This window comes from Helicobacter pylori (assembly GCF_003636935.1).
Taxonomy (GTDB): Bacteria; Campylobacterota; Campylobacteria; order Campylobacterales; family Helicobacteraceae; genus Helicobacter; species Helicobacter pylori_CH.
In genome coordinates this window covers 100676-114977 of record NZ_MVVH01000002.1, presented here as the reverse complement: position 1 = coordinate 114977, position 14302 = coordinate 100676, and the positions used below count along the sequence as shown (strand labels likewise).

The window sequence follows — 14302 nt, the reverse complement described above, 5'->3', positions numbered from 1 at the left end:
GGAAATTTAGATATAATGAAGAGTTTTAACCAAGCTTGAGAGACGGATGAGAAAATCCGCTTGAATTATCTTAAAAACGAGCCAAGAAAGGAAAAATCCACATGAGCAATCATTATAACAACAAAAAAGAAGAGAATACAAACAAGGTGCAAGCTACCCCCCCCCAATAATAGTAACGATGGGGTTACAGAGCCTTTAAAGGTAACCACGCGCTATTTAGAGGTTAAGAATTATAAAAATATTGGCTTAGAGAAAAACATTTTTATTGAAGAATTTGATAGTTTTGATCTAGATAATAAGCCTAAGCAACAAATTGAGTTTAAAGCGTTCAAACTTTTTTTAAACCACACTTTCACAGATAAGTTAGGGGGATTGATCATCATTATTGGTGAGAATAATACCGGTAAAAGCAATTTATTGAAAGCTTTAGGGTGTTTTAGCGAGCATGTAAATGAATTTAAGAAAAACTGCACCCCTAATTATGTGGGTTATGAAGAATCGATAAGTTCTTTAAAATTAAGCACCCTTAAAGATAAAATACTCCAAAATGAAATGACTTTAACCATAGATAGTTCTTCAAAAATCACTTTTGATGAGAGTATTGCAAAGGTTGATTTGCTTGAAGGTGTTTGCTATAAAGCCCTTAACAATGATTTGTTAAGCGAAGAAGACAAGTTGTCTTATGAAAAGGCTATTGAAGAGTGCCGAAGTTTATACCCACACCGAAATGATCTCATAGGTGATCCCATAAAGGAAAAGGAGAGAAGATTGTTAGACCTATACAATAGGTATAATAAAACCATCTCTTGCATCCCTAATAACATTCAAAATGAATTGCCTTCTCAAGTCATCTCTAACATGAGAGATTTATGCGAGGCGTTGTGGGAAGAAAATGTGCAAAATTTTAGGAGTGATTTTTGCGATAATCTTAAAACTAAGTTTAAAAGCACTTGGTTAGAAAAAATGATTCAAGATTTAACTGCAAAGACAACCCTAGAAGATAAAAATGAAATCCTTAAAAATTTCAAAGAAAAATTGCTCCCAATCGCTCAAGAGCGGCTTGAAAATGACGACTACAACTGCAGAAGTTTGTCTGATTTAGAACTTTCTCAAATCACTATCTGGCGTTTTGTCAACGATAATGATTTTCTCAAAATAGAATCTGATGAACCCACCAATGAATTAGAACAAGTTTCTAATAACCAACCTGCAATTTACACAAGCGTAGATGATTTATTGAATAGCGAACCCATAGATGTGTCTAAAATCTCTCGCTTCCCTCAAGTGATTTACTACGATAACAAAAAGCGTTTCAAACATAAGGATTTGATTGTCAAGCCAGAAGAATTGGAAAAAAGTGTCTTTTTTAGGGCGTTTTTTAAAGCTATTGGTGTGAATTTATCAAGCGTTAAGAAAAGTTATTCAAAGGCGAGCGGAAACATTGGTTATTTGACACAATTGCAAGATGAGATCAAAGAAAAAGTTATTTCTAAAATTACCAATAGATTTAACAGGCTTTATTTTCAAAAAGATCAAAACCGAAAATGGTCGTATTTATTTGATTTTAGATTGGACTTACACAATATTTCTCTATCGCTTTTTAAAAAAGATTCCAACAAACAAAAAGAAGTGTTGCATTTAGACGATCAAAGCGATGGGTTTAAATGGTTTTTCAATTTGTTTTTTGGTCTTTTATTTGGTAATTCCTTAAAAAAAGATGCCATTGTTTTGATGGATGAAATGGGTTCAAACCTTTCTGTGCCAACTCGCAAAGAGTGTAGGAAATTTTTAAAAGAGTTTGGGCAAAGAGTGGGAGTTACTTTTGTTTTGGTAACCCATGATCCCTTTTTAGTGGATATGAATCATTTAAATGAATTGAGAGTCTTACGCCATAATGAAGAGTCTTTGCAAAGCGTTAGCATTCGTCATTTTTCATCTGTGGATTTGGGCGATAATGGGGCATTGAAAACCATTAAAAAATCTTTAGGCGTGAGCCATAAGATTCTCAATGAAAACGATCGCCTTTTGTTTGTAGAAGGCATTAGCGATTACAATTATTTGAGCGCGTTTAAATTGCTCTATGAACAAGAAAAAAAGACCTCCTTAGACATGGTGTTTTTACCCGTTAACGGACTAGGGAATGATGATTTAAAAGAATCAAAAAAGCCACAAATGAAACAAATTTTAGAAACCTTGGCTGAAGAAGAGCCAAACGCTACGCTATTAGTGGATGGGGATACAAGGGGTAAGGCATGCGAAGAGTTGAATAAGGAATTAAAGAATAAGCTCAACATTCTAAAACTCAATGATTGCGATGATAGTTTTAAAAATTTCAAAAACATTGAAGATTGTTTCAGCCAAAAGGATAAAATCAAATTGGACTTAAAAAATAAAAGCTCTCGCTCACACACCGCCTATACCAACGCTTTAAAGAATGACTTGCTCTTAAACCCTAGTTTGGTGGAAGCAGAAAGAAAATTTTTACAAGCTTTTGGAATGGCTCTATCTTAAAATAAATGCTGATAATCAAGCGGATAATCAAAAAGCTTGATTGGGACGATAAAAACATTAAGGGAATTAAAGACCAAGTCGACACCCTCTAACCATTACAGAGACGGCTATAGCGTCTCAAGCCTTAATGGGAACAATCCTACCACAAACGAGTTTAAGACACAAGAACCATAACAAGAAAAATGGGGGCGTTTGCTTACAGAATACCACAATAAAGAGCGTTTTAAACAACAAGCGAAATAATTAAAAATTGAATTATCGTTGAGTAGTCAGCGGCTATAAACTACGAAATAAAGAGAAGCTTGCGTTACCGTCTACTTTGCAAGCGATTACAAAAGAAAAGGCATTTAATTCTTTAAACTCTTTTGGCTAATCCTATACAAAAAAGATTAACAGGGCTTTTAAAAAAGCGTTATTAGAGAGTTAGGGTATCGTAAAAACCCTCCTATGGATTTTAAAATCGCCAAAACTTAAGCTTTTGTAGCGAGTTTGTTGATCGCTTCAGCGTTCATGTCGTCTTGGTGGGTTTTTAGCACTTTGGAATACATGTCCAAAAAGCGGTTGATTTCAATCAACGCGCTCATCTCGCGCACCGCATTGACATTGCTTTTTTCTAGCATGTATTGCCTTAATGCGCCAGAGTCAGAGACTTGATGGACGCCTTCGCCTTGATAAATATAAAGGTTTTGCCCTATTTTTTTAAGATTTTTAGGTTCGCTAAAACTCACTAAAGCTAACGCGCCCGCTTGAATTTGGGCTTCATTATCCCTAAAAGTGATTCCGCCATTTTGATTAACTTCAATTTCAGCGTCAGGCATGAGCATGATCCCTCCTTTTTCGTTCAAGCCAGAGCGTGAAAGCACCCTAAAGCCATTAAGAGTTACTAAAAAGCCGTCTTTATCCACGCTAAAATGCCCGTCTCTGGTATAAGCGACTCCCTCATTAGTTTGTATCGCAAAATAGAGGTTAGGGCTTGTTAGGGCAAAATCTAGGGGGTTATGCGTTCCTTCAAACGCGCCAAGGCTTTTATCCGTATAGATTTCTGATAGAATAGGCACACGATTGAGATTGCGGTTCAAATACTTCGCGCTCGCTTTGGTTTGATCTTCTAAAGGCAGTTGCTCTCGGTATTGTTGGTAAAGCCTTAAAAAATCGCCTGTAATCGCATCGTCTCTTTTAAAGCCGTTGGTGTTTAAATTAGCTAAATTATTAGAGGTTAAATCCAAGCGGTTAAATTGTGTCGCCATAGCGCCTGTGGCCGCATAATACCCATTTTGCATGCAATCATCCTTTTAAAAGGAAAAATTATAGCAAAAATTAAATAAAAACAGATTCATTCCAAATAGGTTTTTTTAGGGAATAGGATAACCATAACCATAAAGATAATAATGCTCAACATGACATAGCCCACAAACCCCGCTTCAAAACCATGTTGTTTGAACTCTAACGCTACATAACTCGCGCTCCCTCCAAAAAGTGCATTCGCAATCGCATAGGCCAAACCCACGCCAAGCGCTCGCACATGTTCAGGGAACAATTCCGCTTTAATGACCCCAGCAATGCAAGTGTAAAAACTCATGCTGCTCAATGCGAGCATTTCATAGAATAGGGCTTCAAACACGCTAGTGGCATGCTTGATACCATAAAAGACAACAGGCGTTACAATAAGCCCTGTGATAGCAAAAACCATCAGCATTTGGGTGCGTTTGATTTTATCAGCCAGCATCCCACATAAGGGTTGTAAGAAGATGAAATAAGAGAGCGCTAAAAGCATGATAAAACTGCTTTCTTTAGGGCTGAATGATGAGCTGTTGGTTAAAAAGATTTTTAAATACACCGTAAAAGTATAAAAACACAAACTCCCTCCCATAGTTAGCCCAAAGACTATCATTAAGGCTTTTTTATGGTGGAGTAATTCCTTTAGGCTGCCTCTTTGGGTTTCTTCTTTAATAGTGGTTTTGGAAGTTGTTTTACTATCCATAGTTTCTTCCATGATATTTCTTAAAAAAAGAGAGAGTAGGGCTAATATACCCCCTAAAGCGAATAAATAACGCCAAGCGAACGCGCTGATTTGCTCATGCGTGTAAATATTTTCAACGATAAAGAGCGAAAAAATAGCTAAGAGTTGCCCTCCAACTAAAGTTACGTATTGAAAAGAGCCATAAAAACCTTTTTTGCCATTCTTGCCCAATTCAGAGAGATAAGTAGCGACCACGCCATATTCGCCTCCCACGCTAAAGCCCTGTAAAAGCCTGGCCAATAATAAAAACAAGAACGCCCATTCCCCTACGATTTCTTTAGTGGGGAGCAATGCGAGCATGAAAGAGCCTAGCGCCATAAGGATAATGGAATACACCATAGAAGTTTTACGCCCCTTTTTATCCCCCAATTTACCAAAAAACAAACTCCCCAAAGGGCGCATGAAAAACCCTAGCATAAAAACCAAAAAAGCTGAGATTAGCGCTAAAGTGGGGTCATTAGTGTGGGTAAATTCCTTAGCGAAATAAGGCGCTAAGAACGCATAAGCGTAAAAGTCATACCATTCCACTAAATTACCTGAACTAGCGGCTAAAAGGGATTTTAAGGGTTTTTTGGTGGCGGGTTGGATTTGGGGGTTCATGGCTATCCTTGAATATGAAATTTTTAGGTGATTTTACTAAGAGTTAGGGAATACACCAATAACATTTGATGAATCGATGAAAGGATTATGGCGTTTGTATCATTGAGAAAAGTTTTTGTTTTTAATAAAGGATTGGTGATAAAATCTAAAAAATGCGCAAAGGCATTTTTAAAATCAATCATAAAGAGTTTGCGAAAAGCAAGCGGTAATTTTTTAAAAATTAAAAATAATGTTTGCCAATACCCAATGAAAACAAAGCCTAAAAGTTTTGCAAAATCTCTCTGTTGCCTTTAGCGTTTCTTGGGGATAAAAAGCCTTGAGCTTCTAATTCGTCAGTAATGGTAGCGGCTTGGTTGTAGCCGATTTTTAATTGGCGTTGTAAAAAACTCGTAGAAGTGATCTTTTTTTCTAAAATCACCGCTTTAGCCCTTTCTAGAATGTCATCGCCTTGATAGTTAGGGGTGTCTAAAGGCATGCGCGATTCTTCTAAAAGGAAATCTTTATCGTATTCCACCTCTTTTTGGGCTTTAATAAAATCCACGATCTTTTTGATTTCATCTTCAGTGGCAAAGGGGGCATGCAAGCGCACTAACCCGTTTGATCCTGGGGGGGTAAAGAGCATATCGCCCCTTCCTAACAAGCTTTGCGCCCCATCGGTGTCTAAAATCACTTTAGAATCAATCTTAGTGCCTACCCTAAAACTCACCCTTGAAGGCAAATTGGTTTTAATCAAGCCGGTTACGACATCCACGCTTGGGCGTTGGGTCGCTACAATGAGGTGCAAGCCGCTCGCTCGCCCCATTTGAGCGATTCTAGCGATAGGAACTTCCGCTTCTTTGCCCCCTGTCATCATCAAATCCGCTAATTCATCAATCACCACAATCAAATAGGGGAACGCTTCAACGCCATTGTTTGGGGCTTGTTCATTATAAGAATCAATGGTTTTAACCTTGTATTCGCTCATTAAAGAATACCGTCGCTCCATTTCTTTAGCCACGCTTTGTAAAGCCCCAATAGCTTTTTTAGGGTCGGTGATAATGGGCGTGAGCAAATGAGGGATGTCTGCATAAATGCTAAATTCTACCATTTTAGGATCGATCATCACTAATTTGAGCTGATCAGGGGGGTTTTTATAGAGTAAGGATAAAATCATTGCATTCACGCCCACGCTCTTACCGCTTCCTGTCGTGCCAGCGATGAGCAAATGGGGGAGCTTTTTTAAATCCGTGATGAAAGGGTTACCCACAATGTCTTTGCCTAAAGCTAGAGTTAGAGGCGAGCTGGATTTTTGAAACAATTCGCTTTCTAAAATCTCTCTTAAATAAATAATTTGGCTTTGGCTGTTAGGGATTTCAATGCCAACGACATCTTTACCCTTGATAGGGGCTTGAATACGGATGGATTCAGCGCATAAAGTCATCGCTAAATCATCGCTCAAGCCTAAAATGCGGCTCACCTTAACGCTAGGGGCTGGACGGAATTCAAAAGTGGTTACAATAGGGCCTGAATAGGTGCGGATAATATCGCCATCAATTTTAAAAGTGCGCAGTTTGCTCAATAAATCCTGGATTTTTTGATCAATCTCGTTTTCGTCTAAAGAAGTGTCCTTCAAACAAACCGCATTCAATAATTGCGTGGTGGGAAGCTCGTAATTGTTGGGTTTTTCTACTTCGCCATAATCCAACCCGTCTAATATCTCTTTATTTTCGCTCAATTCTTTAACCATAACGGGTTTTTTAGCGCTGGTGGGGGTTACTGGGCTAAAACCTGGAGCGTCTTGTGCCTCTTTTTCTTCTTCTTTGATATTTTCTTTTATCGTTTCTTCTATCATTTCTTCTTGCGCGTTTTCTTGTGGGCTTTCTTCTTTTTTAGGGTGGTTGGGGGTGTTGTGGTTTTGTGTTTTGTTGTCATTTTCTGTGTTGGGTGCAGATGCGGGCATGACGGGTGCTGACATGATAGGTTTGAGTGTGGTGGGCGTAAGAGTTTCTTTTTGGGGTGTGGGTTCTCTTTCTTTAGTTTCTTGCTTAGGTTCTTTTAAAGGGGGGTTAGTGGGGTTAGTCAAATCATCAAATCGGTTTCTTTTAGGGTAAATGGTGTAATGGGTAGGGGGGTGAGGGGAAATTTGAACCAAGCCTTCTTGCGGCTCTGAATCATTTAAAGTCGTGTTATAGGGGGTAGGGATCGCTAAAAACGATTCTTCGTTAGGGGTTTTGTGGCTTTCATCAATAGGGTTTTCTTTGCGGTTTTCTTTATCTTTGTCGTTTTGGGTTTCTTTTTTTTGAAGATCTGGCGAGGCGTTTTCAAAACCCTCTTTTTTTAGGGTAAAATCAAGGTTAAAAGCCTGTAAGCATTGTTGATAAACCTCTTTTAAAAGGCTTTGTGTTTTGTTCATATAAGGATAAAAAACGCTTTTAGGGGGCAGTTTGAATAAAATCAAATAAGAAATAATTACCATAAGCATTATAAGCGCATAAAGCCCAAAGTCCCCTATAAAAGGGCGTAAAAACGAACGCACGCTGTTGCCGATTTCCCCTTGATTCAACAGGCTAGATTGCAAAAAGAGCAAAGATAAAATGCCTAATAGATGCCCTAAAGTTTTTTCTAAAACGATTTCTGTAAAAGGGTTTTTAGTCTTGTATAAAAGGAATAAAACCCACGCTAAATAGGGTAAATTAATCAATGAAAGATACCCAAAATATTTTTTATTGATTGCGGCAAACCACACCCCAAAACGCCCCACTAAACCGCTATTACCCAGCCATGAAGATAGGGTTAAAAACGCTAATAAAACCCCTATGATTAAAGCCAAATAAAGTTTTTTAGATTTCATCGGTTGCACATGTCTTTGAAAGAGCAATATTCACAATCTTTAGCCTCTAAAGTTTTTTCAAAACCAATTTCTTGCTTGAGCTTGGGGATAAGAGAAAATTCTAAATGATTCATTTTAGCCTGTAAAGTAAGCTCGTCTTCTTCTAGTAACTCGCTCTTTCTCAAATCATAAAAAAAGGCTTTTATAGGCTCTTTGTAACCCAGATTTTTAAGGGCAAACGCATAGATGGCCATTTGGTAATCGGTGCTGATTTGAGCGATTTCTATGGGGCTTAAGCCTTCTCTTTGTGTTTTGCTCATGTTGTCTAATTTCAAATCGTTTTTGAATTTGTAATCCAATAAAATAATCTCATTGTCAGCCGTTTTGTCAATCCTGTCTATACGCCCCTTAAAAACAACGCCTTGAATAATCGTTTCAAAGCTTTTTTCAAGATCAAGGATTTTGATTTTTGCATTAAAGCGTTCTTTTTCTTTAAGATAAAAAGCCTGGATTTTTTTGAGCACTACAAGAGCGTCTAAACGCTCTTTAGGGGTAATGTTTTCTTTTTTTTCTAATAACTGAATGAGCCTTTCTTCTAACGCATAGGGGTTTTTGTCTTTTTCATAAGCTTCTTTCAATAACTCATGGAGCAAACTGCCCACAGCGCTATTGCTTTTATCTTTAGGGCTTTCTTTGAATCGCTTCATGTAGTGGTAGTAAAAACGGCGCTTGCAAGTTAAAAAAGCGTTTAATGAGCTAGCGCTAAAGCTAAAATCTTTAGGGATAGCGGCTTTGATTTCTTCTTCTTGGTAGTCTTTTAAGGGGGTTGGTGCAAAAAGCGTGTAAGCGTCTTTGATAGGCGCTATATGCAAATCCAATTCCAAAAGCATGTTAGAAACTTTTGAAGTTTCGCTCTCTACATAAGAAAGTGCTATTTCTTTAGAGTTTTTAAAGAGCTGGTAGTAATAGTGTTTTTGCAAATTTTTCTTATCCAATAAAGTGGGGAGGTTAAGCGATTTCCTTAAAGCAGAGTTTAAAAACAAATCGCAATCTTTAAGGCTTGGCACACAAGTTTCATTAAAATCTACAATAACGATTTTATCAAATTGCATGCCCCTTGTCTCTAAAGTGTCCATGACTCGTATTTTGCCCCCACTAGAATCGTCTAAGCGGAAATTGGCTTCAAACTCTTGCAAATACAAATGCAATAAATCTTTAAGGCTGTAGTTTTGAAGCGTGTCTTTTAAAAGATGATACTGGTGCATGATTTGAGAATGCACTTCTTTCAAGGGCGCTTTTTCTTTAGAGCTTTGTTGTTCTAAAAGCGCAAGGGTGAGATTTTCTAAATCCAATAACGCAGACTCGCTTAAATTACAATCGCTTGTTTGTAAATCTTCTAAGATTTTTACAAGCTCTGTATAATAAGGGCTGTTTTTAGCCCCTAATCCCATAGCGAAATTCAAATTGTTGTTTTGGTCTAAGAGTTTTAAAAAAGGCAAAAAATCCGCATTGGGCGTGATGATCGCCATTTTATTAGGGTCGTTATCTTTTTGCAAATATTCTTCTATGGTTTGTAAAACTAAAGCGCTTTGTTTCAAATAACTGGAGTTGGCATAAAGCTTTGGCTCTATTTTTTGATCATTAAAAGTTTGAGAAAAGATCTTTTGGGTTTTAAAATCAATGGAATAATCGCAATCTGTTTCTAATTTGAGATTGAGAAATTCCAAGAATTTTTGGTTGTATTTGTCGCAAGATAAGTGTAAAGTGATAGGCACTAATTCGGCCACTTCTAATAGGCATTGCCTTTCAAAAACGCTCATAAAGCCGTCTAAATGCCATTCAATGGAGGAAAAATGCTCAAAAAATTCTTTTAAAATGGCGGGCTTTTCTTGCATGATTTTGTCATAAAAGCCTAATTTTTCTAGCTTTTTAATGTAGCGATCATAAATCATTTCTAAGACTTCTAAATGCTTTTCATAATCCAAGTAAATGTCTTTAGAAGAAAGTTCATTGAGCTTGATACAAGCAGAACTCAATTCATCAAACAAATCAAACAAAAAAGAAGTGCTTTCCAAATACCCTAAAAAGCTGTTTTCAAAAAGCAAAAGCCCTTCAAGAATGGATTTTTTTTCTTTAGCGATGGCTTTAATGGTGTCTATCATTAGAATTTGGCGCACGCTGTTAGGGATTTTCTTTTTATTGGGGATGTAAAAAGCCTGTTCAAAAAAACTCCCCATGCTCATCGCGCTAGGCAAAAACCCTTCGCCTTGCTCTAAATAGAAATGCTTTAAACGCCTGGTGGAGCTAAAAACAAATAGGGGGGTTTTTTCTAAAAAAAGTTTTTCTAAATTCATGCGTTGAGCAACCCTTTAGCTTGAGCGGTAACATTTTCAACGCTAAAGCCAAATTCTTCAAAGAGTTTATCGCCCTTTGCTGAGCTCCCAAAAGAATCCATGCCAATGATTTTATCCGCAAAACGATACCACTCTATCGCGCGGCTCGCTTCAATCACTAAGACTTTACCCTTAAAGAGTTCTTTAAGATAGCTTTCATCTTGCTCTATCAACAAATCAAAGCAAGGCGCGCTCACCACTTGAGTGGGGATATTTTCTCGCTCTAAAATTTTAGCGCTCTCTAAAGCCAAAGAGACTTCGCTCCCGCTCGCAACGAGCGTGATAATGGGATCTTTAGCATCATATTTAACATACGCCCCTTTTAAAACCTGCTCTTTAGAAACCTCATCTAGCACGGGTAAATTCTGGCGCGATAAAATAAAAGCGCTAGGAGCGTTCAAATTTAACGCTATTTGCATGCAAGCCGTATTTTCAAAAGCATCGCTAGGCCTGAAAGCATAGAAGTTGGGCAAAGCGCGTAAATGGCTCAATTGCTCTATGGGCTGGTGCGTCGCCCCGTCTTCGCCCACACCAATGCTGTCATGCGTAAAAATGAAAAGGGCTTTCAGTTTCATTAAAGCGCTCAAACGAATGCTGGGCATTAAATAATCGCTAAACACAAAAAAGGTCGCGCAAAAAGGCACCAACAAACCATACGCCGCTAAAGCGTTAGTGATAGCCCCCATGGCATGCTCTCTGATCCCAAAATGCAAGTTTTGCCCTAAAGGGAAATCGCCAGAGTATTTTAACTGCGTGTTATTAGAGGGGGCTAAATCCGCGCTCCCCCCTAAAAAGCCTTCGCATTCTTTAGCGATAGCGTTTAAAATCATGCCGTTACTCACTCTCGTGGCTAGAGATTCGCCTTTTTTAAAGGTGGGGTAATGGATGGCGTTAAAATCAAAATTCTTTAACGCATGGATCTTTTCTTTTATTTTAGGGCTTAGGGATTTTTCCCATAAGGCTTCTAAACTAACGCCCCTAACTTTCACTTCTTCAAAATGCATTTTGTTTTTTGGGCTAATGATAAAGCTTTCATCAGGATTGATTTGAGCGTTTTCTTTGGATTGTTTTAACACTTCTTTATTTAAAGGCGAGCCATGCGTTTTTTCACTCCCCTCTAAGCCAATAGCCCCTTTACCAATAATCGTATGAGCGATTAAAAGCGTGGGTTTGGTGGATTTTTTGGCTTCTTCTAAAGCGTTATTAATGGCTTGATAGTCATGCCCATCGCATTCTAGCACTTCCCAATTTTGCGCTAAAAAACGCGTTTTAACCTGTTCGCTAAAACTAATATCAATAGCGCCTTCAATGCTGATCTGGTTGCTGTCATAAATCACGATGAGGTTATCAAGGCGAAGATGCCCGGCTAAAGAAGCGCTCTCATAACTAATGCCTTCTTGCAAATCCCCATCCCCACACAAGCAATAGACTTTATGAGAAATGGCTTCTTTATCCAAAAGGTTTTGAGCGTATTGGCTCGCCATGCTAAAACCCACAGCGTTAGCAAAACCTTGCCCTAAAGGGCCTGTGGTGATCTCAATGCCTTCGGTGTGGTGCAATTCGGGGTGTCCTGGGGTTTTAGAGTGTAATTGCCTGAAACGCTTTAAATCTTCTAAACTCAAATCAAAGCCCCACAAATGCAACAAACTATACGCTAACGCGCTCGCATGCCCTCCGCTAAAAACCAATCTGTCCCTATTGAGCCATTTAGGGTTGGTGGGATTTAGGTTAAGGTGCAAGCTTAAAACCACCATCACATCAGCTAGCCCCAAGCACACGCCCGGATGCCCGCTATTAGCCTTATCTATCATGTCCGCACACAAAAAGCGAAGCGCATTCGCCATGCTTTTTAATCGTTCTAAGTCAGCGTTACTCAATCGCATCAAATTTTTCCATTTTTAAGGTTTTTAAAAGCCATTTTAACACAAATTATCTCAAAATCTCTTTGGCCATTAAGATGTCTTGTTGGATCTGATTTTTAAGCTCTTTTAACGAAGAAAAACGCATGTTGTCTCGTATTTTTTGAACCCAACGCAAAGCGATTTCTTTGGGCGGGTTTTCTATGATCGTATCAAGAACATGGCATTCTATGGCGAAATTTTGATCCGCGCTCAAGCGATTGCCTATAAAACTCACGCTTTTTTGATAAATCTGATCCTTTATTTTCACTAAACTCGCATACACCCCAAAACTAGGGAGGATAAAATCTTTAGTTTTGATATTTAAAGTAGGAACTAATTCTTTATGCCCTAAGCCTTGATCGCTAATGACTTCCCCGCGCACTTCATAAGGCCTGCCTAAGAGCTTGTTAGCTAAAGATAAGTCGCCATGGCTTAGGGCTAGTTTGATGGTTTTAGAATGCACGCTAATCTCTTTTATTTTCACTTCAGGCACAATAATGGTTTTTTCAAAACGCTCTTTTAAAAACAAAGCGTCGTTTTGCCTCTCATGCCCAAACCTGAAATCATAGCCCACGACCAGGCGTTCTAAATGGGGGAATTTCTTTTTTAAAAGCTCTAAAAATTCTAAAGCGTTTAATTGCGAAATCTCTTCTAAATACACAAAAAATAAAGGCATGCCCACGAGTTTAGCGCGGTATTTTAGGGGGGTTAAATAGCCTTTAGTGTAATGTTTTTTTTCTATGATTAAAAGGGCTTTGGGATCTTTTAATTCCTTAAAAAGGGCTTGATGCCCTAAATGCAAGCCATCAAATTTACCGATAGCTAAGCTTTTAATCTCAGGCTCGCTTGAAATGGATAAAAAATTCAACATTCCCGTTTTTCCCTTTCACCAAGCTTTCTTGGATCTTTAAGATTTGAAAATCCTTTGTTTTTAAATGGTTTTTAAAGTTTTCTAAAGCGTTTAAAATAGCTTCTTTATCCATTACCACCCCCTTTTTATTGCGTTTTGTGGCTCTGCCCACTTCAAATTGCGGTTTGAAAAGCACTAAAAATTCACCGCTTAAAGGCAAAATCGCTTCTAAAATACAATATAAAGAAATAAAGCTCACATCACAAAGCACTAAATCAATTTTTTCTGGCGTTTTAAACCCTCTAATATCGCATTCTTCATAACATTCTATGTGCTTGTCTTGTTTCAAGCCCTCATCTAATTGCATTTTCCCCACATCCACGCAAAGCACCTTTTTAGCCCCTTTTAAAAGAGCCACTTCACTAAAGCCCCCCTTGCTCACTCCCACATCTAAAACCACCTTTCCCTTAAAATCCACGAAATGGGTTTCTAAAAAAGCCCCTAATTTTTCCCCAGCCCTGCTAACGAATGGATTTGCAGCGATGAGTTCAATTTTATCCCCCTCTTTAACGATAAAAGAGGGTTTAGAAACCACCATTTGATTGACTAAAACCTGATTTTTTAAAACCAGTGCTTTAGCTTTTTCTCTGCTACTCACTAAATGCTGGTTGAATAAAGCGTAATCTAGGCGCATTAAAATTGAGGTAAGGGGACTTGATAAGCGAAATTAAAAACAATCTTGCCTAAACTATAGGCATCAAGCTCTAGTTTGGCTTCTTGCACCGCTAAATAATCCAATTTGTTAAAAGCGAGCAAAAAAGCTCGACTCCACCTGTTCGTGGTTTCTAAAATGCCATCAAATTCATCTTTTGTGATTTCTCGCACCCATAAAGGCTCTGAGCCTGTAGGTTTTGTGCCAAAAAGTTCATAAGAGATATAGCCATCATCTATCCAGTCGTTATTTTGCGTGAAAATCTCCACTAAAAAATACTCATGGTCATAGTAAGTGCCGCTATCCACATCGTTTAAATGCGTAGCGATAGCCGTGATGATAGGCACATTATCTTTGGTGATTTCGCCTTTCCTACTGGCTTGGATTTTTTTTTCTAACACTAAGTCTAGCGTGTAAGTGTCTTCATTAAAATTGCTCACACACCCTAAACAAAAGAATAAAAACACCAGAAGTGTTGAGAGATTTTTCAAGCCCATTCCTTGCTA

At 38.2% G+C, this 14302-nt stretch carries 11 protein-coding genes; 3 read left to right on the top strand and 8 right to left on the bottom strand.

Annotated features, from left to right (window positions below; genetic code table 11):
- The first annotated feature begins 312 nt into the window (after positions 1-312).
- Complete coding sequence (locus EAL87_RS02110) at positions 313-2511, top strand: AAA family ATPase (protein WP_120912778.1); 2199 nt, start codon at positions 313-315, stop codon at positions 2509-2511.
- Positions 2512-2547: 36 nt separating this feature from the next.
- Entirely contained in the window at positions 2548-2685 is a 138-nt protein-coding gene (locus EAL87_RS02105; RefSeq protein ID WP_205584682.1) for a hypothetical protein, read from the top strand.
- Positions 2686-2981: 296 nt separating this feature from the next.
- On the opposite strand, the gene EAL87_RS02095 is transcribed toward EAL87_RS02105, so the two are convergent.
- Together EAL87_RS02095 and EAL87_RS02090 are read right to left on the bottom strand one after the other, a co-directional pair.
- A complete protein-coding gene (locus EAL87_RS02095; RefSeq protein ID WP_120912777.1) occupies positions 2982-3791 on the bottom strand; it encodes a flagellar hook-basal body protein in 810 nt (269 codons plus the stop codon).
- Positions 3792-3844: 53 nt separating this feature from the next.
- Complete coding sequence (locus EAL87_RS02090; RefSeq protein WP_120912776.1) at positions 3845-5131, bottom strand: MFS transporter; 1287 nt, start codon at positions 5129-5131, stop codon at positions 3845-3847.
- A 102-nt stretch (positions 5132-5233) separates the two neighbouring features.
- Between EAL87_RS02090 and EAL87_RS08200 the strand changes: the two genes are divergently transcribed.
- Positions 5234-5425, top strand: coding sequence for a hypothetical protein (locus tag EAL87_RS08200; protein ID WP_120912775.1), 192 nt, complete (start codon positions 5234-5236; stop codon positions 5423-5425).
- Here the strand turns inward: EAL87_RS08200 and EAL87_RS02080 are convergent.
- The 6 genes from EAL87_RS02080 to EAL87_RS02055 are packed head-to-tail and all read right to left on the bottom strand — an operon-like array spanning position 5391 to position 14293.
- Positions 5391-7961, bottom strand: coding sequence for a DNA translocase FtsK (locus EAL87_RS02080; protein WP_162972532.1), 2571 nt, complete (start codon positions 7959-7961; stop codon positions 5391-5393). The genes EAL87_RS08200 and EAL87_RS02080 overlap by 35 nt on opposite strands.
- A complete protein-coding gene (addB, locus tag EAL87_RS02075; protein WP_120912774.1) occupies positions 7958-10294 on the bottom strand; it encodes an ATP-dependent deoxyribonuclease AddB in 2337 nt (778 codons plus the stop codon). The genes EAL87_RS02080 and addB overlap by 4 nt, the downstream gene beginning before the upstream one ends.
- The gene (gene tkt, locus EAL87_RS02070; protein WP_120912773.1) at positions 10291-12216 is read right to left on the bottom strand and encodes a transketolase; all 1926 of its coding nucleotides are present in this window, start codon (positions 12214-12216) and stop codon (positions 10291-10293) included. Before tkt ends, addB begins: the two co-directional genes overlap by 4 nt.
- A gap of 46 nt (positions 12217-12262) precedes the next feature.
- A complete protein-coding gene (locus EAL87_RS02065; RefSeq protein ID WP_120912772.1) occupies positions 12263-13105 on the bottom strand; it encodes a bifunctional riboflavin kinase/FAD synthetase in 843 nt (280 codons plus the stop codon).
- Entirely contained in the window at positions 13071-13778 is a 708-nt protein-coding gene (gene tlyA / locus EAL87_RS02060; protein ID WP_120912771.1) for a 23S rRNA (cytidine-2'-O)-methyltransferase TlyA, read from the bottom strand. The genes EAL87_RS02065 and tlyA overlap by 35 nt, the downstream gene beginning before the upstream one ends.
- Positions 13778-14293 carry a hypothetical protein gene (locus tag EAL87_RS02055; RefSeq protein WP_045005447.1) on the bottom strand — a complete coding sequence of 172 codons (516 nt, stop codon included), beginning with the start codon at positions 14291-14293 and terminating at the stop codon, positions 13778-13780. The genes tlyA and EAL87_RS02055 overlap by 1 nt, the downstream gene beginning before the upstream one ends.
- Between the last annotated feature and the right edge of the window lie 9 nt (positions 14294-14302).

Coding starts and splice junctions, on each gene's coding strand:
- EAL87_RS02095 (WP_120912777.1), bottom strand. CDS start 3,791: ATGCAAAATGGGTATTATGCGGCCACAGGCGCTATGGCGACACAATTT.
- EAL87_RS02090 (WP_120912776.1), bottom strand. CDS start 5,131: ATGAACCCCCAAATCCAACCCGCCACCAAAAAACCCTTAAAATCCCTT.
- EAL87_RS02080 (WP_162972532.1), bottom strand. CDS start 7,961: ATGAAATCTAAAAAACTTTATTTGGCTTTAATCATAGGGGTTTTATTA.
- addB (WP_120912774.1), bottom strand. CDS start 10,294: ATGAATTTAGAAAAACTTTTTTTAGAAAAAACCCCCCTATTTGTTTTT.
- tkt (WP_120912773.1), bottom strand. CDS start 12,216: ATGCGATTGAGTAACGCTGACTTAGAACGATTAAAAAGCATGGCGAAT.
- EAL87_RS02065 (WP_120912772.1), bottom strand. CDS start 13,105: ATGTTGAATTTTTTATCCATTTCAAGCGAGCCTGAGATTAAAAGCTTA.
- tlyA (WP_120912771.1), bottom strand. CDS start 13,778: ATGCGCCTAGATTACGCTTTATTCAACCAGCATTTAGTGAGTAGCAGA.
- EAL87_RS02055 (WP_045005447.1), bottom strand. CDS start 14,293: ATGGGCTTGAAAAATCTCTCAACACTTCTGGTGTTTTTATTCTTTTGT.